Raw genomic sequence first — 21278 nt, 5'->3', positions numbered from 1 at the left:
GTCCTCACGCTCTCTTAACCAAAACAGTCCAGTCTTTAACCCATGACCTCCCGACTCGAGGCCTTGGGCCTTTGCCTTGTGATTCTCTACTTCGCCTACCACGCCTTTGCGGGGGAGAAGGGCCTTGGCCGTTGGACGGACGCCCAATTGGAGCTGCAGGACCGCAAGGCGGAACTGGCTCAGATCAACAGTGAAATCGAGCATTTGCGCAGCGACATCCGGCGCCTGACGCCTGGCTCTGTCGACCGCGATTATGTTGAAGCTCTGGCCCGCCAGAAGCTGGCTTTTGTCTATCCGGACGAGGTCGTTCTCCTCGCATCGGACACCACCTCTGCAAAATGACATAGCTCGGTGGGCTTGCCCCATGGGAACTGAGCCCACATAACGGCCATAGGCAGGAGGACCCATGGCTACGAAACCCAAGAGTTCAAAAAAAGCACCCACTAAAACGGGTAAAGACGAAATTCTCAAATACTACCGCGACATGCTCCTCATCCGGCGCTTCGAGGAGAAGGCCGGCCAGCTTTACGGCATGGGCAAGATCGCAGGTTTCTGCCACCTCTATATCGGACAGGAAGCCGTCGTGACCGGCGTGCAGGCCTGCCTGAAGGATGGCGACCAGGTCATCACCGGTTATCGCGACCATGGCCACATGCTGGCCTGCGGCATGGACCCGAAAGGCGTCATGGCCGAACTGACCGGGCGCATCGGCGGCTTGTCGAAAGGCAAAGGCGGTTCGATGCACATGTTCTCGAAGGAGAAAAACTTCTTCGGCGGCCACGGAATCGTCGGGGCGCAGGTGCCAATCGGTACCGGGCTCGGCTTCGCCAACAAGTATCGCGGCAATGACCACGTCTCGGTCGCTTATTTCGGCGATGGCGCTTCGAACCAGGGACAGGTCTATGAGTCCTTCAATATGGCATCCCTGTGGGACCTTCCGGTCGTCTATGTGATCGAGAACAACATGTATGCCATGGGCACCAGCGTGGACCGCGCCTCTGCGGAAACCGAGCTGTTCAAGCGCGGCATCTCTTTCGAAATCGAAGGCGAGGAAGTTGACGGCATGGATGTGCTGGCCGTGCGTGAGGCCGGTGAACGCGCCGTGAAATATGCCCGCTCGGGCAAGGGCCCGTACATTCTCGAAATGAAGACCTACCGCTATCGCGGCCATTCCATGTCCGACCCGGCGAAATACCGCAAACGGGAAGAAGTGGATGATGTGCGCAGCCATCATGATCCGATCGATGGCCTGAAGAAGCACATCCTGGAAGCCGGGCATGCCGACGAAGCCGAGCTCAAGAAGATCGACAACGAAATCAAGGCCATCGTGAAAGAGGCCGCGGACTTCTCGCTCGAAAGTCCGGAGCCCGATCCGAGCGACCTCTGGACCGACGTGCTGAAAGATGCGGAGGTCGCGTGACAACAGGAACTGGCCGGTTCCCCACGCATTCTGTTTCAAAGGCCTTTTCAGGCCGGTGGAGGATTAGTGCGATGACGGATGACCTCGCAACACATGCTGCTTTGCGCCTGATCGCGCAGAACGCCAATATGATTTCCGGAGCCTTTTGATGTCCGTTGATATTCTCATGCCCGCCCTGTCTCCGACGATGGAAGAAGGCACGCTGTCCAAATGGCTCAAGAAGGAAGGCGACACCGTCTCCTCCGGAGATGTCATTGCCGAGATCGAGACCGACAAGGCGACGATGGAAGTCGAAGCCGTCGATGAAGGGACCCTCGCCAAGATCCTCGTGCCGGAAGGCACCGAAGGGGTGAAGGTCAACGCGGTCATCGCCGTGCTGGCGGAAGAGGGCGAAGATGCCGGCAGCGTTGAGGCGAAAAAGAAGCCCGACAGCAGCCCCGTACCTGAAACTGAAAAGAAAGACGAAGCACCCGCTTCCGAAGGCGCCGCTGCGCCGGAAGCGCCAGAGGTCAAAGTGCTCTCGGATCCTTCCATTCCGGAAGGCACGAGCTTTACCGAGACGACCGTCCGCGATGCTCTGCGTGACGCCATGGCCGAGGAAATGCGGCGCGATGAGAATGTCTTCCTGATGGGCGAGGAAGTCGCCCAGTATCAGGGCGCCTACAAGGTCTCCCGCGAACTGTTGCAGGAATTTGGTGACCGCCGCGTGGTCGACACGCCGATCACGGAACATGGCTTTGCCGGTCTCGGCGTCGGGGCGGCCTTTGCCGGCCTGAAGCCCATCGTCGAATTCATGACCTTCAACTTCGCCATGCAGGCCATCGACCAGATCGTGAACTCGGCTGCGAAGACACTCTATATGTCCGGCGGACAGATGGGCTGCCCGATTGTGTTCCGCGGCCCGAACGGCGCAGCCGCCCGCGTCGGCGCGCAGCACAGCCAGGACTATTCCTCCTGGTATGGTCATATTCCGGGCCTGAAAGTCGTGGCGCCTTATGACGCCGCCGATGCGAAGGGCCTGCTGAAGGCCGCCATCCGTGATCCGAACCCGGTGATCTTCCTGGAGCATGAACTGCTCTACGGTCATTCCTTCCCGGTGCCGGACCTGGACGACTACGTCCTGCCCATTGGCAAGGCGGCGATCAAGCGTCAGGGCACAGATGTCACGCTGGTGGCGCATTCCCGCATGGTCGGCTTCGCGCTGGAGGCGGCAGAGAAACTGGCGGAGCAGGGGATTGACGCCGAAGTCGTCGACCTGCGAACCATCCGCCCGCTCGACACGGCAACCGTCATCGAAAGCGTGAAGAAGACAAACCGCATCGTCTGTTGTGAAGAAGGCTGGCGCTTCATGGGCGTCGGCGCGGAGATCGCCGCGACCGTCACCGCCGAAGCCTTCGACTATCTCGATGCCCCGCCGGCCCGCGTGCACCAGAAAGACGTGCCGCTGCCCTACGCCGCCAACCTCGAAGCCCTGAGCCTGCCGAACGCCGACGACATCGTCGAGGCGGCGCTCAAGGTCTGCTACGTGAAGTAAGGGGACAAGACACCATGTCCATCAACATCACCATGCCGGCGCTCTCTCCCACGATGGAGGAAGGCACGCTGTCCAAATGGCTCGTCAAGGAAGGGGACACGATCTCCTCCGGTGACGTCATCGCCGAGATCGAGACCGACAAGGCCACGATGGAAGTCGAGGCCGTGGACGAAGGTACTGTCGCGAAGCTCCTCGTCGCGGCCGGAACGGAGGGCGTGAAGGTCAATGCCGTCATCGCCGTCCTGGCGGAAGAGGGCGAAGACCCGTCCGCGGTTGAGGCACCGGAAGCGAAGGCCGCACCGGAACCCGCCAAGGAGGCAAAGAAAGAGTCGTCTGAAGACACGCCGAAGTCCGAACAAAGCACGCCTAAGTCCGATATAGTCATGGCCAAGTCCGATAAGGTCGGCGGTAGTCAGGACAAGAAAGAGCTGGCGACCACGCCGCTGCCGTCTGCCAACACCGCTGACGGCCGCATCAAGGCGAGCCCGCTGGCGCGCCGGATTGCGGACATGAAAGGCATCGACCTGTCTTCCATTTCAGGCACCGGCCCGCGCGGCCGTATCATCAAGCGTGACGTGGAAAACGCGAAGCCCGGCGCTGCGCCTGCTGCAGCATCTGCTGCAGCGCCGAAGCCGGATGGCCTGATCCTGCCGCAGGTGCTGGACGACCGGGTCTACGCGCCCGACAGTTATGAGCTGAAGCCGCTGGATGGCATGCGCAAGACGGTGGCCCGCCGCCTGACCGAAAGCTTCATGCAGGTGCCGCACTTCCCGCTGAATGTGGACCTCAACATCGACCGGCTCCTCGCCTCGCGATCTGCAATAAATGCTGCAGCAGAGAAGGGGATCAAGATCTCTGTCAACGACATGCTGATCAAGGCCGCCGCCCTTGCCCTGATGGACGAGCCGGATTGCAATGCCAGCTACACCGACAAGGGCATCGCCTATCACAAACACGCCAATGTCTCGGTCGCCGTCGCCATCGATGGCGGCCTGATCACGCCGGTCATCTTCAAGGCGGAAGAGAAAGGTCTCTCCGAAATCTCCAAGGAAATGAAAGACCTGGCAGAGCGCGCCCGGGACCGGAAACTGAAGCCGCAGGAATATACCGGCGGCACGTTCTCGATCTCGAACCTCGGCATGTTCGGCATCAAATCCTTCGCCTCCATCATCAACCCGCCGGAAGGCATGATCCTCTCCGTCGGTGCGGGTGAAAAGCGCGCTGTGGTCAACGCCAAGGGCAATGTCGAAGCCGCCACGATCATGACCGTCACGCTCACCTGTGACCATCGTGTAATAGGCGGTGCAGAAGGCGCGAAGTGGCTTCAGGCCTTCAAGCGCTACGTCGAAACCCCCGAAGCGATGCTTCTGTAGGCCGGAAGGGAAACTCATGAGCACCCAATACGACCTCATCGTTATCGGTTCCGGCCCGGGCGGCTACGTTACAGCGATCCGGGCAACCCAGCTTGGCCTGAAGACGGCTATCGTCGAGCGCGAGGCGCTGGGCGGCATTTGCCTGAACTGGGGCTGCATCCCGACCAAGGCGCTGCTGCGGTCAGCCGAAGTGCTTTACCTCGCAAAGCACGCCAAGGATTTCGGCCTCGTCATCGACAAGGCGGACTTCGATCTGGAAGCGGTCGTAAAGCGCTCTCGCGGCGTGGCGAACCAGCTGTCGAACGGCGTGAAGTTCCTCATGAAGAAGAACAAGATCGACGTCCTCGAAGGCACTGCGCGCCTTGAGAAGGGTGCGCCTGCGCCGAAGGTGATCGTGAAGGGCAAGGACGGGAAGGATACCTCCTACCAGTCCAGGCACGTTATCCTCGCCACTGGCGCCCGCGCGCGTGACATCCCGCAGGCTGGCCTCGTTGCGGACGGCAAACTCGTCTGGACCTATCGCGAAGCCATGACGCCGGATGTGATGCCGAAGCGGCTGCTGGTCATCGGCTCCGGTGCCATCGGCATTGAGTTTGCGAGCTTCTATAACGAGCTGGGTGCGGAGACGACTGTCGTCGAGGTCATGGACCGCATTCTGCCGGTGGAAGACGAGGAAATCTCGAAGCATGCCGAGAAGGAATTCAAGAAGCAGGGAATGAAGATCCTGACCGGTACGCAGGTCGGCAACCTGAAGCCCGGCAAGAACACAGTCACCGCTGAAATCACGGGCAAGGACGGCAAGAAGGAGACGCAGGAATTCGACCGCATCATCCTTGCTGTCGGCATCGTCGGCAATGTCGAGAATCTGGGCCTCGAAGCGCTCGGCGCGAAGATCGAGAAGACGCATGTCGTGGTCGACGGCTTCGGCAAGACCGGAGTGCCCGGCCTCTACGCCATCGGCGACCTCACCGGCCCGCCCTGGCTCGCCCACAAGGCCAGCCATGAAGGCGTCATGTGCGTCGAAGCCATCGCAGGCAAAGGTCATGGCGAGAAGTTCGACCCGTGGAACGTGCCGGGCTGCACCTATTCGCATCCGCAGGTCGCCAGCGTCGGCCTGACTGAGAAGGCGGCGAAGGAAAAAGGCTATGACATCAAGGTCGGCCGCTTCCCCTTCATCGGCAACGGCAAGGCGATCGCCCTCGGGGCGCCGGACGGCTTCGTGAAGACCGTCTTCGACAAGAAGACTGGCGAACTGCTGGGCGCGCACATGGTCGGCGCGGAAGTCACTGAGCTGATCCAGGGCTATGTCATCGCGCGGCAGGGCGAGCTGACCGAGCAGGACCTCGCACACACCGTCTTCCCGCACCCGACCCTGTCGGAAATGATGCACGAATCCGTCCTCGACGCCGAGGGTCGCGTTCTCCACATCTAGCCGGGTCGTCACAGCCGCTTTCTTGCCCTTGCGCCGTCCTGCCTGATACGCAGGATGCGTGCATCAAGGTCAGGGGTTGCAGATGATCGGAAGACTAGCCGCGTGTATGGTTTTGGTAGCGGGCCTGGCGGGATGTGCGCCGAAGCCTGCGCCTGAAGAGGACAAGCCGGCCGTGACCGAACCTGCCGCAGACCTGCCGGAGCCGAGGGAAGGGGTGGTCACAGACCGTTTCGCTCGCCTGGCGCTGGCCTGCATCCATAAGGAATATCCGAACAAGGTCAGCCACCTCATGAACTCCGATGCCGATGCCGGTACGCCACGGGAGTTCTATCCAGCCTTTTATGGTTGCTTCGACTGGCATTCATCGGTCCACGGCCACTGGCTGCTCGTGCGCATCCTCAACACCGACCCGGAAACACCATATCGTCAGACGATCATCGATGCGCTGTCTCAGAGTTTCACGCCAGATAACATTGCTGGCGAGCTGGCTTATTTTCAGGCGCCTGACCGGGCGAGCTTCGAACGCCCCTATGGCCAGGCCTGGTTCCTGCAGCTGATGAGTGAACTACGCGAAGCGGACTTCCCGGAAGCCGCGACCTGGGTCCAAACCCTTTCGCCACTGGAAGACCTGATCGAAACGAACACCTCCGCCTGGCTCGACAAGCTGGTCTATCCAATCCGCATCGGCACTCACAATCAGACGGCCTTCGCGTTCGGCCTGATGCTTGACTGGGCGGATACGGCAGACCGCATGCAATTCCGGGAGAAGCTGGCCGCCAAAGTACTGGGCTTCCACGAGAAGGATGTGAACTGCCCGCTGGCCTATGAGCCTTCGGGCGAGGACTTCCTCTCGCCTTGTCTGATGGAGGCGGACCTCATGCGCCGCGTGATGGGCACAGAGCAATATTCCGCCTGGCTGAGCCTGTTCCTGCCGCAGATACCGGTGAATGGCGGTGCCGACTGGCTGGAGCCCGGCATGGTGCTCGATCCTTCGGATGGCAAGCTCGTCCACCTTGACGGCGTGAACCTCTCCCGCGCCTGGGCGTTGGAAGGCATCGCGTCGGCCTTGCCGCCGAGCGACCCCCGCCGCGCCGCTCTCCTGGCTGCCGCTGAGCGCCACAAGGAAACCGGTATCGCTGCGGTCAGTGATACGCATTACTCCGGCAGCCACTGGCTCGCGAGTTTTGCGACCTATCTGGAAACTCGCCGGGGCATTCGCGTCGAATGAAGCTGCCATTCGGTCCCGGCGCACTCGTCGCAGCCGCATTTATCGGGCCAGGGACGGTGACAGCCTGTACGTTGGCCGGAGCGAATTTCGGCTACGCCCTGATCTGGGCGCTCGTCTTTGCAACTGCCGCCACCATGGTTCTGCAGGACATGGCGGCCCGGCTGGGGATCGCAAGCGGCAAGGGGCTGGGCGAAGCGCTGATAGCGCCGGGGACTCCCATTGTTCTGAAATGGCTGTCTGTCATCCTCGTGATGGCGGCGCTGGCGCTAGGAAATGCCGCGTATGAAGCAGGCAATCTGTCCGGCGGCGCACTTGGAGCAGGGGCAGCATTTGGTTTGCCTGAGACAGCTCAGCGTAGCATTGTCTGGGCGCTGGCGGGCTTGGCTGCCGCAGTCATTTTGATCGGACGCTACAAGCTTCTTGAGCGGCTTCTGGTCGGATTGGTGATCCTGATGAGTCTGGCATTTGCGGGGAGCCTGATACTGGTTCGTCCGGACATCCCCCAAATGCTCATAGGCCTGAGACCGAGCCTGCCGGACGGTAGTCTGCTGACGGCAATTGCGCTCATCGGCACAACGATCGTTCCGTATAATCTGTTTCTGCACGCTGCTTCAGTCCGTGAGAAATGGCCCGGAGGCGGTGCAGAAGCGCTGCGTGCGGCAAGCGCTGATACGCGTGCATCGATTGGTCTTGGAGGATTGATCTCGATCCTGATCCTCTCCACAGCCGCGGCCAGCCTCTTTGGCTCCGGCATGCAGATACAGGGGGCAGCAGACATGGCCGCGAGCCTGGAACCGGCCTACGGCCCACTTGCGCGTCTTCTGGTTGGCGCCGGCTTGCTGGCCGCGGGATTGTCGTCTGCGGTAACAGCCCCGATCGCGACGGCCTATGCCGTTTGCGAAGTAACCGGGTTGCGCAATCGCGGACACGTTTTCCGGGGCATCGCCGTGGCTGTCCTCGCCATTGGAACGCTCGTAGCGTCGCTTGGTCTTAAGCCAGTAAACTTGATCCTGGTCGCTCAGGTTGCGAATGGTATCTTACTGCCGATTGTCGCTGTCTTTCTGATTGTCACCATGAACCGGAAATCCATTCTTGGGGAACATGTGAATGGCCTCTGGAGCAACATGCTCGGCGGTGTCGTTGTGCTTATCGCTAGCGGGTTCGGACTGAGGCTTGTCCTCCGGGCATTCGGAGTCTGGCCATGAGAACTTCGATTTGTCTGAACGCGGATGTCGGCGAATTGCCAGGGCCTGAAGGCCGGGCGCTCGATCGTGCAATCCTGGATGTTGTAACCCGATGCAGCATCGCCTGCGGAGGTCATGCGGGTGATGACGAGACGATGGTCGCAACTATCCGTGCCGCACAGGCCAGGGGCGTGAGAATTGGCGCACACCCGTCTTACCCTGACCGGGAAGGTTTCGGCCGATCACGGGCAAATATTGGTGACCAAGACCTTTTCCGCTCTCTCATGTCTCAGGTCAGGACGCTGAAAGCGATCGCCCGGGAGCGAAGCGCGTTGGTTTCTCACCTCAAGCCGCATGGCGCTTTGTACAATGACGCAGCGAAGAGTGAGACCCTCGCAGAAAGCGTGGTCTCCCTGTGCCTCGAAACGGAGATTCCGGAACTTGTTGGGCCGCCGGAGTCAAAGCTGGAAGCGTGCGCAAAACGGGCTGGTCTTCATTTTGTCGCTGAGGCATTTGCGGACCGCTCTTATGAGGCCGATGGCAGCCTGACACCCCGTACCACCGAAGGCGCGCTGATTACCGATAACGCGCGTCAGCTGAAACAGGTCCTGAACCTGATTGAGTCTCGTCGTGTCACGGCCCGGACAGGGGAAATGATCAGAGTCTCGGCCGATACAATTTGTCTGCATGGAGACACGCCTGGCGCAGCCCGTGCGGCGCACCTGCTTAAGACGTCTTTGCTGGAACGCGGCGTGACGATCGAGGTTTAAGACGTGATCGATTGCAATATTAGCCTTCTTGGTGATGACGCTGTGTGCCTGAGGCCAGCTGACAGGGCACATCGCCATGCGCTTGCTCAGGCACTGCGCACAAGTGGGCGTTGGCTCGATGTTGTGCCGGGGAAGGAGATCGTGGCTGTTCGGTTCGATCCTTTTATGTGCGCTCCCTCGGAGGCTGTTGCCCAATTAAAGGACTGGCTGAAGAGCTATGAGGAACAATCGTCCGGAACAGGGGAGCCAATTGAGCTCACGCTGGACACCTCATCCGCAAACGCGCCGGACCTTGAAGCGCTTGCGCAGCAAAACAACCTGTCGACTGACGCGTTTCTGCAAAAAGTGATTCAGAGCGATCTGGTCGTGGACATGCTCGGATTCACTCCGGGATTTGCCTATGTCGACGGTGTGGACAAAAGCCTGGTGGCCGAACGCCTTTCCGTACCCAGAGTAAGGGTGCCCGCCGGGTCAGTCGGGCTGCTGAGCGGTCAGATAGGCCTGTATGCCCTTGGAGGGCCGGGTGGCTGGCCAATTATTGGGCGCGTTCACGAAAGGCTGTTCGACGCAAAACGACATGAGCCTTTCCTTCTACAGGCAGGCCAGCCAATCAGCCTGAAGCTTGTGGGCGGCTGACATGAGTTTCGTTGTAACAAAGCCGGGGCTTCAGGTGACGCTGCAAGCGGCACCGCGACATGGTTTGCGTCACATGGGCGTGCCAGCGTCCGGTCCGGCAGACCCGCTGTCCATGGCCCTCGCCAACAGGTTGGTGGGTAATCCTCCGGATGCCTGTTCGCTTGAGATACCGTTCGGCATGTTCTCACTTGCGGCTCAGGCTGACGCAAAAATTGCGATGACAGGGGCCCCGGTAACGGTTCGGATAAATGGCGAAGCCAAGCCCATGCACCAGACCCTGTCCGTTAGGGCAGGGGATGCCATAGAGCTAGGCTCTGCGGAAGCGGGGGCGCGAGTATACATCGCTGTAGCCGGAGGCTTCACGGGGACTACATTTCTGGGAAGCACGTCAACCTATCTGCCGGCGGCGTTTGGCGGATACGAAGGCCGCGCACTTAAAAGCGGAGATGTCCTTGCTGTAAGCGCTTCGGATGTCGACCCAGGACATCTGGAAACGCCCGAACATATGCGGCAGGTCTTTTCTCATGGATTTGCCTTGCGCTGTGTTCCGGGGCCTGATGAAAGCCTGATTGCCGGTTGGGATAAAAAACAGGACTTCGTGGCATCGCGCCGGGCCGACAGGACAGGCATTGAAGTGACAGGTTCCTGGCCGCGCTTACAGAAGACGGCACTCAGACCCAGCGCGCCAATCTTTCCCGGTGGTATCCAGCTGACGCCTTCCGGCGCGGCATTCATTCTGCTTCAGGATGCGCAGACGACAGGGGGGTACCCGCATGTTCTGCAGGTAACCCATGCGGATCATCACGTGCTCGGGCAAATCCGGCCAGGTGACCGCATCCAATTCCTGAAAAGGACGCCCGAAGAAGCTGCAGATGATCTGCGGGAGAAGGTGGCGTTCTTCAGAAGCTGGATACCGGACCTGCGCCTCTAAAGGGGCTTGTCTTCATCATCGATCAGAATGCGATTGGCCGATCCTTCAGGATCGTCGAATTGCCCTGATCGGACAGACCAGATGAATGCTCCTAATCCGAGCAGCCCCATGAAGAGGGCAATCGGAATGAGAAAGAGGATGCCGGTCATTTTACTCGTCTTGCGTGAATGCTGCGAGGCGGATCGCGTTAAGTGATACCGCCACTGATGAAAATGACATGGCGAGGGCCGCGACCAGTGGTGTGGCATGGCCGGTGACGGCAATCGGTATCGCGACCAGATTGTATAGTGCCGCGAAGGTGAAGTTTTCGAGCATGACGCTTCGTGTGCGTTTCGACAGTTTGAGTAAAACCGGCAGGGACTGAATGCCACCGGAATACACCGCGTCGCTAGCAGACTGGCTGATGTCAATCGCGGAGCCGGGTGTCACCGAAGCATGCGCCAGGGAGAGTGCGCCAGCGTCATTGAGGCCGTCACCAACCATCAGGACCTTGTGCCCCTGATCCCGAAGAGACTCCAGGTAGGCAGCCTTGTCCTGTGGAGATGCTGCAGCTGTGAAGCGGGAAATCCCAAGCTCGGATGCGACTTCCCGGACTCTGTCCTCGGTATCGCCAGAGAGGATTTCCGTCTCATATCCCGCGTTCTCAAGGGCGCGGATAGCCTGATCCGTCCCCGGGATAAGGCGGTCGGTGAATTCCAGAGCGACCGGCGCCTCATCACCGCGCTGCAGATACAGGTTGCGCGTGTGGGTCTCGCCACTGTTTACGCCAATCCAGCGGCCTGATCCCAGGCGCCACAATTGGCCTTCGACAGTCGCTTCAAGACCGCAGCCAGGGACTTCTTTGACATCCGGCGCGACAGGCCCCGGGCCAGCCACATCTGAGATGGCGCGTGAAAGCGGATGGCGGCTTGAGCGCGCGAGCAGGGCGGCATCAGCGATCTCCTGTGAGCCCGTGTATTCGTTCAACTGTGGGACACCGAGTGAAAGCGTGCCGGTTTTGTCCAGTACGATCCGGTCGACGGAAGCGAAACGCTCCAGCGCGTCACCCGATTTCAGGAAAATACCACGCTGGAAGAGTTTGCCCGCAGCAACAACATGCGCCACCGGTGCAGCGAGGGCGAGGGCGCAGGGGCAGGTAATGATCAGGGTCGAAACCGCGATAAGGATGGATTCCCGGAATCCTGCACCCACCAGCATCCAGCCAATGAATGTCAGTGCCGCGGCAGAGTGAACGAACGGCACGTAGAGGGCGACAGCCTTGTCCGCGATCCGGCGGTAGGCCGAGCGCCGCTGTTCGCCAGCCTCCAGCATCCGTCCGATGTCAGCAAGCAGGGAGTCCGAGGCGCGTGACAGCGCTTTCGCCTGAACCGGGCCGGAGAGGTTCACCGAGCCAGCGTAAATTCTCATCCCTTTGGTGAGGACGTGAGGGGCGCTTTCCCCGGTCACCAGGCTTTCGTCCAGCTCGCAGATGTCATCGGCGAGCGCCATATCGACGACCGCTCTTTCCCCCTGCGCGAGAAGGATTGTGTCGCCCGGCGCCACAACGCCGGGGTTCACCTTGATTGCGTTTCCATCGCAGTCGACACGCGTAACCGCCCGGCTCGACATGCCGGCAAGATCATTCGCAGCGGAACAGGCGCGCCGTCTGACGCGGGCTTCAAGAAACCGTCCGATCAGAAGGAAGAAGATCAGCATTGCTGCTGCGTCGAAATAGGCGTGTTCGCCGCCGCGGATTGTTTCAACAACGCTGACGGTGAAGGCCAGAATGATGGCCAATGAGATTGGCACATCCATATTGGCCCGGCCGCGTCTCAGGACAGACCAGGCCGACCGGAAAAAGGGCCGCCCGGAGAATACAATTGCCGGCAGTGCAATCACACCTGAAATCGCATGCATGATTTGCTTGGTGTTGCTACCCATCTCACCGGCGCCGGACCAGACAGAAACAGAAAGCAGCATGATGTTGGCCGCTGCAAATGCGGCAACGCCCATCGCCAGAAGAAGGTCTCTCTCTTCCTTGCGCTGTACCTCATCAGCGTCGGTCTCCGCTGCGGCACTCACTCCATAACCAAGACCCGATACGGTTTCGGCAATTTGTGACGCGGGCAGGGGACCTTGCCAGGTGATGTTGAACTTGCCTGTGGAGAGGTTCAGCCGGGCTTCGGAGACGCCCTCAAGGGCGCCGACAGATTTTTCTATCTTGGCCAGGCATCCCGCACATTTGGCGCCTGAAACATGAAGCTCCAGGTGTTGGGATTTGCCGCTTTTCTGCACAAAAGCGGACAGGCCCGAATATGGCGACTCCTGATCTGGTGTGTCGCTGAGGGACCAGTCACGCGTATGCGCGAGGACGTCCGTCGTGCTCATGGAATGATCAGTTTCTTGCTCGCTGTGAACTCAACCTGATCTGTACCATATGGGATGCTTGCTTGCACTCGCGCTTCCCATACGCCTTTCTCGAGCAGGCTGATGTCGGCAAAATAGTCGCCGTTTGCGCTGCGCTGAAGTTCGACCGGAACATCTTCCGCGCCGGTAACGGTGCGGCGCAGTTGAGCCTGAATATCCTGTGTTGCGAGTGGGGCGTCGTCCCGATTGAGGATGCGCACCACCAGCCGGTCGCCCATCTCTGTCGGGGTAAGGCCGATTTGAGCTGACCAGCCCTGTTCTTCCTGGATCCGGCGCGCCGAAATGGTCTCGTTATAGTGAAGGCCCTGGACGTAGGATTTCTGTTCGTCTTCTCCCGGGAACGAGCTCAGGGCCGCCCACAGGAAGATCCCGTTGACGATGAACATGAACCCGAAGAATGCGCACAGCATCAGGAAGACGTGCCATCCGTTCAGGCGGAACTGTTTGCGGGTTGCAGAGGCAGGCATCAGTTCTCTCCCTGAACAAAGACAGCCGCAGCGTCTTCAGCTTCGCCAGTTTCAGTATCGCGGACAATCACTGTGTAGTTGACCCGTGGTGCCGTGCCTTCTGGCGTGCGGGTAACCAGCATGCGGAACCGTTCCACACGGTGTGCGCCAAGATCGAGTTCGACGGTGCCATTCTCTTCGGTTTCAAGGCCGACCATCTGAAGTGACGCACCATCCAGGCCGTCAATCTCAACCGCAACATGGCGCCGACCGGAGGCCTTGTTGACCAGTTTGAGCGTATAGCCATTCCGGATATCACCGCTGGATAGACGGACAAATGGCGGTGACCGGTCTTTCAGAACATTCACTTCGAAGGTGGATTTGTTGAAATAGCCAAAGCCGACCATCGCAGCGATGATGAGCATCAGGGTGGCGTACAGCATCGTACGGACGCGGAAAATCTTGTAAGTTGGTTTGCGTCCGGCAGCTCTCTCAGCAACGGCGATGTCCGTATCGTATGCGATGAGACCGGTCGGCCGCCCGATCTTTTTCATAATGTCATCGCAGGCATCGATGCAGAGCGCGCAATGGATGCACTCAAGCTGAGCGCCATCGCGGATGTCGATACCCATCGGGCAGACCTGCACGCACTGTTTGCAGTCAATGCAGTCGCCGCGGCCTTCCCAGCTTTCGTTCTTGCGGTGTGGGCCGCGCGGTTCACCCCGGTCGAAGCGGTAGGTCACATTCAGCGCATTCTCATCGGTCAGGGCGCCCTGAATACGTGGCCATGGGCACATATATGTACAGACCTGTTCCCGCATCCAGCCAGCGAGGAAGTAGGTCGTGAAGGTCAGGATGCCCGCAAAGAAATAGGCCGTCAGCGGAGCTTCGCCGGTGAACCAGCCTTTTGCGACGGTTGGTGCATCGTGCCAGTAAAGAACGAACGCACCGCCTGTCCAGAAGGCGATGACCAGCCAGATCAAATGTTTGCCCAGCTTCCGCCAGGCTTTGTTGAACGACCAGGGTTGCGCATCGAGACGCATGCGGGCTGCGCGGTCACCTTCGAACGCTCGTTCAACCCAGATGTAAAGGTCGGTCCAGACCGTCTGAGGGCAGGTGTAGCCACACCATGCACGTCCGAACAGAGATGTTACGAGGAACAGACCGAGCGCACCGATAATGAGCAATCCGGCCAGGTAATAGAGTTCCTGAGGCCAGATTTCGAACCAGAAGAAGTAGAACTTCTCGCCTTCGAAATCTGCCAGGACGGCTTGATCCGGAATGCCCTCGCCGCGGTTCCAGCGGATCCAAGGCAGGGCATAATAGATGCCCAGGGTGACGGCCATCACGACCCACTTGATCATCCGGAATTTGCCATGGGCAAGTTTCGGGTAGATCTGCTTCCGCCCTTCATAGAGGGACGGCGGTGTCGCGTTGGACTTCGTGTGATCGATGACAGTCGTCATTACCTGGGCACCAATATACTTCGATTACTCGTCTTACTCACCGCCACCGAGGGAGTGCACGTAAACAGCCAGTGCCTTGATGGTGGCGTCGTCGAGACGACCCTGCCATGCTGGCATATGGGAGTTACGGGCATTCGTGATGGTGGCGCGGATGTCTTCCGGGTTCGAACCATAGAGCCAGTCGGCGTCAGTCAGGTTCGGGGCGCCGACATCGCGAGAGCCTTCTGCATCCATACCGTGACAGCTTGCGCAGTTCGTCAGGAACAGTTCGTCTCCCCTGGCGACGGCAGCCGCGTTGGCTTCATGACCGCTGACACTGAGAACATACTGTACCAGGTCATCGATCTGGGCCGAGGTCAGCAGGCCGTCGCGGCCGAAAGCCGGCATGGCGGAGAACCGGGTATCCGGATCTTCTTCATGACGGATACCGTGACGAATCGTCTGCTCAATACCATCGAGCGTACCGTCCCAGAGCCAGACATCGTCTGCCAGCATCGGGTAGCCCTTGGCACCGCGTCCGCCAGAGCCGTGGCACGTGGCGCAGTTATCGCCGAAGGCACTTTCGCCCATGGCCATCGCAAACTGCTGCAGGTCCAGATTGTTCTGAATGTCCTGCAGAGATGCATCCAGCAGCTGAGCCGAAGCTGCACTACGTTCAGCATGCAGAGAGGCGACGCTTTCAGCGACCGCGTCCCGGTCGGACATGCCGAGAACACCGGGCGTGTTCCGGCTTCCCATACCCGGAAGCGACGGCAGGGCTGGCATGGCGATCATGTAGAGGATCGCCCAGAAGATCGTGCCATACCAGATATACAGCCACCAGCGGGGAAGGGGGTTGTTCAGCTCCTTGATACCATCCCAGGAATGCCCGGTTGTTTCCACGCCGGACAGGGCATCAACTTCCTTGTCGGTCTCACTCATCTCCAGGTTCCCCTTCATCGAGCGGCCAACGGGCCGCTGCTTGGAATTTTTCCTTGTTTGACGGCCACAATGCGTACGCGACAGCGACTGCGAACATCAGAACGAAGAAGCCCAGGCCCCATGTCTGGGCAAATTTTGACAGAATCTCATACATGGCCCTGCCCCTTACCTGCGATTATCCAGGTCGTCGGCTTCATAGGTGGAGAAGTCCACCAGCGTGCCGACCATCTGGAGGTAGGCGACGAGCGCATCGAGTTCCGTCACTTTTTCCGGATTGCCGTCATAGTCGGCGATCCGGACCGTGCCTTCGCGACCGGCAGCCTCTTCATAGCGGGCCACGAGCGCATCCTGCGCGTCGTAGTCTGCATCAGGATCAGCTTGCGCGATCAGGTCGGCCTGGGCGTTCTCGATCATTTCGTCGGTGTACGGAACCCCTTCGAAGCGAAGCGCCTTCAGGTGGTCGTCGATCGTTTCAAAGTGAAGCGTATTGTCAGCGAGAAACGCGTAAGGTGGCATTACCGATTCCGGAACCATGGACTGCGGATCCTTGAGGTGATCCACGTGCCAGGTGTCGGAATACTTGCCGCCAACGCGGGCCAGGTCAGGCCCCGTCCGCTTGGAGCCCCACTGGAACGGATGGTCATACATGCTCTCTGCAGCCAGGGAGTAGTGGCCGTAACGTTCGACCTCGTCCCGGAGAGGCCGCACCATCTGCGAGTGGCAGACATAACAGCCCTCGCGGATGTAGACATTGCGGCCGGCCAGTTCGAGCGGCGTGTACGGGCGCATCCCTTCAACTTTCTCGATCGTGTTCTCGAGATAGAAGAGTGGTGCGATTTCCACGATCCCGCCGATGGCGACAGTGACCAGGATACCCAGCGTGAGAGCCAGAGAGTGACGCTCAAGCGTTTCGTGCTTTTTCATCAAGCCCATGAGTAAGTCTCCTATTCAGCGGGCTGAAGCGTCGCGGCGGCCGGTGCATCGACGGGACGGGTGCCTTCAGCGGCAGCGCCGTGGCCGAGAGCCGTGCGGACGAGGTTGTAGGCCATGATCAGCGCACCCGTGAGGTACAGGCTGCCGCCCAGAGCGCGGATGATGTAGCTGATGTGCTTGGCTTCGACAGTTTCCACGAAGCTGTACTCGAGGAAGCCGTACTCGTTATAGGCACGCCACATCAGGCCTTCGAGGATACCGGCAAAGTACATCGCGACGATGTAGAAAAGGATGCCGATGGTCGCGAGCCAGAAGTGCCACTCAACAAGCTTCAGCGAGTAGAGGGACGGCCGCTTCCAGAGCCACTGTGTTGCACAGTAGAGCGCACCGAAGGAGATGAAGCCCACCCAGCCCATCGAGCCGGAGTGAACGTGGGCAATGCCCCATTCCGTGTAGTGTGACAGCGCATTGACGGCGCGGACACTCATCAGCGGACCTTCGAAAGTCGACATGCCGTAGAAGGCGAGGGCGACGACCATCATCCGGACAACCGGGTCAGTCCGAAGACGATCCCAGGCACCCGACAGCGTCATCACGCCGTTGATCATGCCACCCCAGCTGGGCATCCACAGCATCACCGAGAAGGTCATGCCCAAGGTCTGCGCCCACTGCGGCAGTGCCGTGTAGTGCAGGTGGTGCGGACCAGCCCAGATGTAGATGAAGATCAGCGACCAGAAGTGCACGATCGACAGACGGTAGGAATAGACCGGCCGCTGCACCCGCTTCGGAATGAAGTAGTACATGATGGCCAGGAAGCCTGTCGTCAGGAAGAAGCCCACAGCGTTGTGGCCATACCACCATTGCGTCAGAGCATCCTGAACCCCGCCGAAGAGCTGGTAGCTCTTGGAGCCGGTCAGCGTAACTGGCAGCGTCAGGTTGTTGACGATGTGTAGCATCGCGATCGTGACGATGAAGGAGAGATAGAACCAGTTGGCCACATAGATGTGGGGTTCTTTCCGTTTCCAGATCGTACCGAGGAACACCAGAAGATAAGCGACCCAGACAATGGTCAGCCAGAGGTCGGCATACCATTCCGGTTCAGCGTATTCCTTGGATTGGGTAACTCCCATCAGATAGCCCGTGCCGGCAATCACGATGAAGAGGTTGTAGCCCCAGAAAACGAACCACGGCCACATGCCGCCTGCCAGACGTGTCCGGCAGGTGCGCTGAACGACGTAGAAGCTGGTTGCCAGCAGAACGTTGCCGCCGAACGCGAAAATGACCGCGGAAGTATGCAGCGGACGCAGGCGCCCGAAGTTCGTCCAGCCAAGCTGTTCGAAGTAGAAAATATTGGGGAAGGCCAGCTGGAGGGCGATAATCAGCCCGACCAGGAACCCGGCAATGCCCCAGAACATGGAAGCCGTGACGCCAAATTTGACAATCGTGTCTTCATAGACCGTCTGATCGAATGGATCCCGGTCACCCAGGCTGCCTGCCCAGAGTGCAAGTGCCAGAAGGCCTGCCACGGCGAGGCCGAGGAAGAGCCAGGCATGTGCGCCCATAAGCGGATCGGCAGCATGGCTAGCGATCAGCAATGCCAGTATGGCGAAGATGCTGGTAAAGGCCGCGACACTGCCAATGCTGGCAAATGCCGAGGACCGTCTTTTTAGTAACGTGCTCACGTTATTGACCCCCTGCGAGTCGTTGGAATTCTGGCGCCTAGATGCCGGTGTCGACTTCAAACCGGTATACGGTAAACTACGGATGGGCTTCGCTGTCGCATCCGCCTAGTTCACTAAGCGTATTCAAATCCACTCGAAGGAGCAAACAGATGACAAAATGGCTTATGACGGGAACAGCCCTTCTCGTGGCCGGTTTGTTGAAGATCTGGCAGCACACCAACGCTCCAATGACTCTGGAAGACTATCTCGCCTTCCGTTGCGGATCTGCGTCCGGCGCTGCTGGCGATTCCTTTCTGACATTCGCCGGGCATTGCTGGGGATGTCCGGTGGCCGCAATTGGTGCCGCGATGATCGCCTATACTGCGGTTATGGTCATGGCATCGTCCCGCCGTAAGATGCTTGCCGTTCGCCGTTGACCGGCCAGGCAGCGCTCGTTCCACCTTCTGATACGGCTTACTGGGTACCAGGCACTTGACCGATTTCACCAGCAACGCGGTATCGACAGATCTTGAAGCGCTGCAGCTGCACCTGAGGTCGATTCTGGCCTCGGTGCCTGACGGCATGATCGTAATCAACGAAAACGGGAAGATCCTCGCTTTTTCTAGCGCGGCAGAAAAACTCTTTTCTTACAAGGCTGAAGAAGTGATTGGTGAGGATGTCAGCTTGCTTATGGGCGGGCACGACGAAGCCAACCACCAGACCTACGTCAATAATTACCTCGAGACCGGAAAGCGCCACATCATCGGCGTTGGCCGGGTCGTTTCAGCGAAGCGATCAGATGGCACGATCTTCCCGGTTGACCTCAAGATCGGGGAAGCCAGGGTCGGCGATCATTACCTTTTCACCGCCTTCGTCCGCGACCTTTCCGAGCAACGCCGCAATGAATTGCGCATGCAGGAAATGCAGGCCGAACTGGTGCATTTCTCACGTATGAGCGCGGTAGGTACGATGGCCTCAGCGCTCGCCCACGAACTGAACCAGCCTCTCACAGCGGTCGCGAACTACCTCGAAGCGGCACGTGACTTGCTCGATTCCGATTCGGATAATGCGCGCGAAATTCTTCATGAAGCGCTGGATGAGGCCTCTCGTCAGGCCGTTCGTGCGGGCGAAATTGTACGCAAGCTGCGCGGCTATGTGTCCCGCGGTGAAATCGATGCGCGGTCCGTAGCGCTCGCGCCGTTGCTGATCGATTCGATCGCCCTTGCCCGAATCTCCGGAGATATGGCGGACATTCCGATCGACAAAGACATTGAGCCGGACCTTGGAGCGGTCCTGGCTGATCCGATTCAGGTGCAGCAGGTTGTTATCAACCTGCTTCGCAATGCTGGCGAAGCCTTGCATGGCGTTTCGTCGCCCAAGATGCGGGTCGCCGCACGGAAACATCCCGAGTCCTTTGTGACCGTTGAAGTGTGCGACAATGGACCGGGCATGTCTGACGACGTCCGGAAGACTCTCTTCAAACCCTTCATGACATCCAAATCCCAGGGCATGGGACTGGGTTTGTCGATCTGTCAGACCATTATTGAAGCCCATGGCGGCAAGATCGAAGCGACTCCTGCAGCTGAGGGTGGTACGTGTTTTCGGTTCACACTCAGGCAGGATACCGCTAGTGGAACTTCATGAGTGAACAAAAACTGATCCACCTCGTAGACGATGACGATGCTGTCCGACACTCGGCCAGCTTCATGCTTCGTCATGCCGGATTTGCCGTGAAAACCTATTCCGATGGTGTGGCGTTTCTCGAAGTGGCTGATGAGGCCCAGGCCGGCTGCATCCTCCTGGATGTACAGATGCCCCGCATGGACGGACTGGAAGTTCAGGAGCAGCTCAATGCCCGGGGTATTGCCATGCCGGTCATCGTTCTGACTGGGCATGGAGACGTGAATGTCGCAGTGAAGGCCATGAAGGCCGGCGCTGTGGACTTTGTTGAGAAACCTTATGAAAAACAAACTCTTGTAGAGGCCCTCAATCGCGCTTTCCAACGCCTTCAGGAGCGTTCGGAGCGTGACCTCCTTGTGGATGAGGCCCGAGGCAAGATCGAGCACCTCACACCGCGCGAGCGAGAGGTTCTTGAGGGCCTGGTCGATGGACACACAAACAAGTCCATTGCCGATTCCCTGGACATCTCACCACGCACGGTTGAGATCCACCGCGCGAACCTGATGGAGAAGCTTGGCGCAACCAGCCTCTCAGGCGTACTGCGTATCGCGTTCGCTGCCGGTATCGGCTTTCAAGGCAAGGTTACGGACTAGTACCTAAAGACAGAAACACGCCGTTCCGCCAACATGCAGGTTCGATAGTCCTGTTGTTGGGTGGCCATGTCGAACGCTTTGCTGAACAGACCAAAGAACGTTGCCGTCATAGACGACAGCGACGCCGTACGCCGATCATTGTCTCTATTGCTGACCGCAAGAGGTTATGCGGCGATGGCCTTTGCCAGCGGTGCGGAATTCCTGGGTTCGCCCCTCAAGAACTCCTTCGATTTCTTGCTGATTGATTACAAGATGGAAGACCTCTCAGGCGTGGACGTTTTGCGCGCTTTACGAGGGGAGGGTGTCAACACGCCGGCGGCAATGGTTTCAGGCTGGGAAACATCGGGGCTGGAACGACTGGCCATTGAGGCTGGATTCGCAGCTTTCATCCGGAAACCGATGCTGGACCATATTCTGTTTTCGCTGATCGGACCGCCGCAAGGCGGGGAAGGGGTGCCGCGCCGGCGCCCAAAAGCTGAAGGCGCAGCTTAACAAAACCTTTCACAGCAAACTCCGGCTCTCGTGTTGATGATCGCGGGTCTGACTGTGGATCGCAGGCAGACCGGATGACTGCAACGATGCCGAAAGAACCAGACGCCACCACGGGATCGCATAAAGCCCAGAGATTGCAGGACTTTTATATCCGTAAGTCGCATAATCATCA

At 59.3% G+C, this 21278-nt stretch carries 22 protein-coding genes; 14 read left to right on the top strand and 8 right to left on the bottom strand.

Going from position 1 to position 21278, the window contains the following annotated elements; translation table 11 throughout:
- The first annotated feature begins 42 nt into the window (after positions 1–42).
- The 10 genes from HJA_RS12455 (at position 43) to HJA_RS18390 (ending at position 10508) form a co-directional block, all read left to right on the top strand.
- Entirely contained in the window at positions 43–342 is a 300-nt protein-coding gene (locus tag HJA_RS12455; RefSeq protein ID WP_035572419.1) for an FtsB family cell division protein, read from the top strand.
- 64 nt (positions 343–406) lie between these two features.
- Complete coding sequence (gene pdhA / locus HJA_RS12450; RefSeq protein WP_035582705.1) at positions 407–1420, top strand: pyruvate dehydrogenase (acetyl-transferring) E1 component subunit alpha; 1014 nt, start codon at positions 407–409, stop codon at positions 1418–1420.
- A gap of 148 nt (positions 1421–1568) precedes the next feature.
- Positions 1569–2954, top strand: coding sequence for a pyruvate dehydrogenase complex E1 component subunit beta (locus HJA_RS12445; RefSeq protein WP_035582703.1), 1386 nt, complete (start codon positions 1569–1571; stop codon positions 2952–2954).
- Positions 2955–2968: 14 nt separating this feature from the next.
- A complete protein-coding gene (locus HJA_RS12440; protein WP_035582701.1) occupies positions 2969–4327 on the top strand; it encodes a pyruvate dehydrogenase complex dihydrolipoamide acetyltransferase in 1359 nt (452 codons plus the stop codon).
- Between the two features lie 16 nt (positions 4328–4343).
- On the top strand, positions 4344–5759 hold the full coding sequence (gene lpdA / locus HJA_RS12435; RefSeq protein ID WP_035582699.1) for a dihydrolipoyl dehydrogenase: 1416 nt from the start codon (positions 4344–4346) through the stop codon (positions 5757–5759).
- A 172-nt stretch (positions 5760–5931) separates the two neighbouring features.
- Positions 5932–6987, top strand: a complete 1056-nt coding sequence (locus HJA_RS12430) for a DUF2891 domain-containing protein (RefSeq protein ID WP_241764354.1) — start codon at positions 5932–5934, stop codon at positions 6985–6987.
- Positions 6984–8192, top strand: coding sequence for an Nramp family divalent metal transporter (locus HJA_RS12425; protein ID WP_035582696.1), 1209 nt, complete (start codon positions 6984–6986; stop codon positions 8190–8192). The genes HJA_RS12430 and HJA_RS12425 overlap by 4 nt, the downstream gene beginning before the upstream one ends.
- Positions 8189–8941, top strand: a complete 753-nt coding sequence (gene pxpA / locus HJA_RS18395; protein WP_035582694.1) for a 5-oxoprolinase subunit PxpA — start codon at positions 8189–8191, stop codon at positions 8939–8941. Before HJA_RS12425 ends, pxpA begins: the two co-directional genes overlap by 4 nt.
- Before the next feature lie 3 nt (positions 8942–8944).
- Positions 8945–9577 (top strand): carboxyltransferase domain-containing protein, encoded by a 633-nt coding sequence (locus tag HJA_RS12415; RefSeq protein WP_081814683.1) that lies wholly within the window; start codon positions 8945–8947, stop codon positions 9575–9577.
- 1 nt (position 9578) lies between these two features.
- Positions 9579–10508, top strand: coding sequence for a 5-oxoprolinase subunit C family protein (locus tag HJA_RS18390; protein WP_081814682.1), 930 nt, complete (start codon positions 9579–9581; stop codon positions 10506–10508).
- On the opposite strand, the gene ccoS is transcribed toward HJA_RS18390, so the two are convergent.
- From ccoS to ccoN, 8 genes are read right to left on the bottom strand one after another with little or no spacing between them, the layout of a single operon-like run.
- Complete coding sequence (gene ccoS / locus HJA_RS12405) at positions 10505–10657, bottom strand: cbb3-type cytochrome oxidase assembly protein CcoS (protein ID WP_035582692.1); 153 nt, start codon at positions 10655–10657, stop codon at positions 10505–10507. The two genes, HJA_RS18390 and ccoS, sit on opposite strands and share 4 nt — an antisense overlap.
- Position 10658: 1 nt before the next feature.
- Positions 10659–12875: a heavy metal translocating P-type ATPase gene (locus HJA_RS12400; protein ID WP_051597651.1), complete on the bottom strand. Its 2217-nt coding sequence runs from the start codon at positions 12873–12875 to the stop codon at positions 10659–10661.
- Entirely contained in the window at positions 12872–13381 is a 510-nt protein-coding gene (locus HJA_RS18090; protein ID WP_051597650.1) for a FixH family protein, read from the bottom strand. Before HJA_RS18090 ends, HJA_RS12400 begins: the two co-directional genes overlap by 4 nt.
- On the bottom strand, positions 13381–14826 hold the full coding sequence (ccoG, locus tag HJA_RS12390) for a cytochrome c oxidase accessory protein CcoG (RefSeq protein WP_051597649.1): 1446 nt from the start codon (positions 14824–14826) through the stop codon (positions 13381–13383). The genes HJA_RS18090 and ccoG overlap by 1 nt, the downstream gene beginning before the upstream one ends.
- A gap of 33 nt (positions 14827–14859) precedes the next feature.
- Complete coding sequence (gene ccoP, locus HJA_RS12385) at positions 14860–15747, bottom strand: cytochrome-c oxidase, cbb3-type subunit III (RefSeq protein WP_035582691.1); 888 nt, start codon at positions 15745–15747, stop codon at positions 14860–14862.
- Positions 15740–15901 (bottom strand): cbb3-type cytochrome c oxidase subunit 3, encoded by a 162-nt coding sequence (locus HJA_RS12380; RefSeq protein ID WP_035582689.1) that lies wholly within the window; start codon positions 15899–15901, stop codon positions 15740–15742. The genes ccoP and HJA_RS12380 overlap by 8 nt, the downstream gene beginning before the upstream one ends.
- Before the next feature lie 11 nt (positions 15902–15912).
- On the bottom strand, positions 15913–16680 hold the full coding sequence (ccoO, locus tag HJA_RS12375; protein WP_034763848.1) for a cytochrome-c oxidase, cbb3-type subunit II: 768 nt from the start codon (positions 16678–16680) through the stop codon (positions 15913–15915).
- Between the two features lie 11 nt (positions 16681–16691).
- Complete coding sequence (ccoN, locus tag HJA_RS12370) at positions 16692–18242, bottom strand: cytochrome-c oxidase, cbb3-type subunit I (protein WP_162177058.1); 1551 nt, start codon at positions 18240–18242, stop codon at positions 16692–16694.
- 269 nt (positions 18243–18511) lie between these two features.
- Here ccoN and HJA_RS12365 point away from each other — a divergent pair, with 269 nt between their 5' ends.
- The 4 genes from HJA_RS12365 (at position 18512) to HJA_RS12350 (ending at position 21106) form a co-directional block, all read left to right on the top strand.
- Positions 18512–18778, top strand: a complete 267-nt coding sequence (locus HJA_RS12365; protein ID WP_035582687.1) for a hypothetical protein — start codon at positions 18512–18514, stop codon at positions 18776–18778.
- 55 nt (positions 18779–18833) lie between these two features.
- On the top strand, positions 18834–19985 hold the full coding sequence (locus HJA_RS12360; protein WP_051597647.1) for a PAS domain-containing sensor histidine kinase: 1152 nt from the start codon (positions 18834–18836) through the stop codon (positions 19983–19985).
- Positions 19982–20614 (top strand): response regulator transcription factor, encoded by a 633-nt coding sequence (locus HJA_RS12355; RefSeq protein WP_035582686.1) that lies wholly within the window; start codon positions 19982–19984, stop codon positions 20612–20614. The genes HJA_RS12360 and HJA_RS12355 overlap by 4 nt, the downstream gene beginning before the upstream one ends.
- 66 nt (positions 20615–20680) lie before the next feature.
- Positions 20681–21106 carry a response regulator gene (locus tag HJA_RS12350; RefSeq protein ID WP_081814681.1) on the top strand — a complete coding sequence of 142 codons (426 nt, stop codon included), beginning with the start codon at positions 20681–20683 and terminating at the stop codon, positions 21104–21106.
- Positions 21107–21278 lie beyond the last annotated feature (172 nt).

It is taken from the genome of Hyphomonas jannaschiana VP2 (assembly GCF_000685215.1).
Taxonomy (GTDB): Bacteria; Pseudomonadota; Alphaproteobacteria; order Caulobacterales; family Hyphomonadaceae; genus Hyphomonas; species Hyphomonas jannaschiana.
This window is presented reverse-complemented; position numbering and strand designations above follow the sequence as displayed.

Excerpts from the sequence above, each read along its gene's own strand:
- HJA_RS12455 (WP_035572419.1), top strand. The coding sequence starts at position 43 with ATGACCTCCCGACTCGAGGCCTTGGGCCTTTGCCTTGTGATTCTCTAC.
- pdhA (WP_035582705.1), top strand. The coding sequence starts at position 407 with ATGGCTACGAAACCCAAGAGTTCAAAAAAAGCACCCACTAAAACGGGT.
- HJA_RS12445 (WP_035582703.1), top strand. The coding sequence starts at position 1,569 with ATGTCCGTTGATATTCTCATGCCCGCCCTGTCTCCGACGATGGAAGAA.
- HJA_RS12440 (WP_035582701.1), top strand. The coding sequence starts at position 2,969 with ATGTCCATCAACATCACCATGCCGGCGCTCTCTCCCACGATGGAGGAA.
- lpdA (WP_035582699.1), top strand. The coding sequence starts at position 4,344 with ATGAGCACCCAATACGACCTCATCGTTATCGGTTCCGGCCCGGGCGGC.
- HJA_RS12425 (WP_035582696.1), top strand. The coding sequence starts at position 6,984 with ATGAAGCTGCCATTCGGTCCCGGCGCACTCGTCGCAGCCGCATTTATC.
- pxpA (WP_035582694.1), top strand. The coding sequence starts at position 8,189 with ATGAGAACTTCGATTTGTCTGAACGCGGATGTCGGCGAATTGCCAGGG.
- HJA_RS18390 (WP_081814682.1), top strand. The coding sequence starts at position 9,579 with ATGAGTTTCGTTGTAACAAAGCCGGGGCTTCAGGTGACGCTGCAAGCG.
- ccoS (WP_035582692.1), bottom strand. The coding sequence starts at position 10,657 with ATGACCGGCATCCTCTTTCTCATTCCGATTGCCCTCTTCATGGGGCTG.
- HJA_RS12400 (WP_051597651.1), bottom strand. The coding sequence starts at position 12,875 with ATGAGCACGACGGACGTCCTCGCGCATACGCGTGACTGGTCCCTCAGC.
- HJA_RS18090 (WP_051597650.1), bottom strand. The coding sequence starts at position 13,381 with ATGCCTGCCTCTGCAACCCGCAAACAGTTCCGCCTGAACGGATGGCAC.
- ccoG (WP_051597649.1), bottom strand. The coding sequence starts at position 14,826 with ATGACGACTGTCATCGATCACACGAAGTCCAACGCGACACCGCCGTCC.
- ccoP (WP_035582691.1), bottom strand. The coding sequence starts at position 15,747 with ATGAGTGAGACCGACAAGGAAGTTGATGCCCTGTCCGGCGTGGAAACA.
- HJA_RS12380 (WP_035582689.1), bottom strand. The coding sequence starts at position 15,901 with ATGTATGAGATTCTGTCAAAATTTGCCCAGACATGGGGCCTGGGCTTC.
- ccoO (WP_034763848.1), bottom strand. The coding sequence starts at position 16,680 with ATGGGCTTGATGAAAAAGCACGAAACGCTTGAGCGTCACTCTCTGGCT.
- ccoN (WP_162177058.1), bottom strand. The coding sequence starts at position 18,242 with ATGGGCGCACATGCCTGGCTCTTCCTCGGCCTCGCCGTGGCAGGCCTT.
- HJA_RS12365 (WP_035582687.1), top strand. The coding sequence starts at position 18,512 with ATGACAAAATGGCTTATGACGGGAACAGCCCTTCTCGTGGCCGGTTTG.
- HJA_RS12355 (WP_035582686.1), top strand. The coding sequence starts at position 19,982 with ATGAGTGAACAAAAACTGATCCACCTCGTAGACGATGACGATGCTGTC.
- HJA_RS12350 (WP_081814681.1), top strand. The coding sequence starts at position 20,681 with ATGTCGAACGCTTTGCTGAACAGACCAAAGAACGTTGCCGTCATAGAC.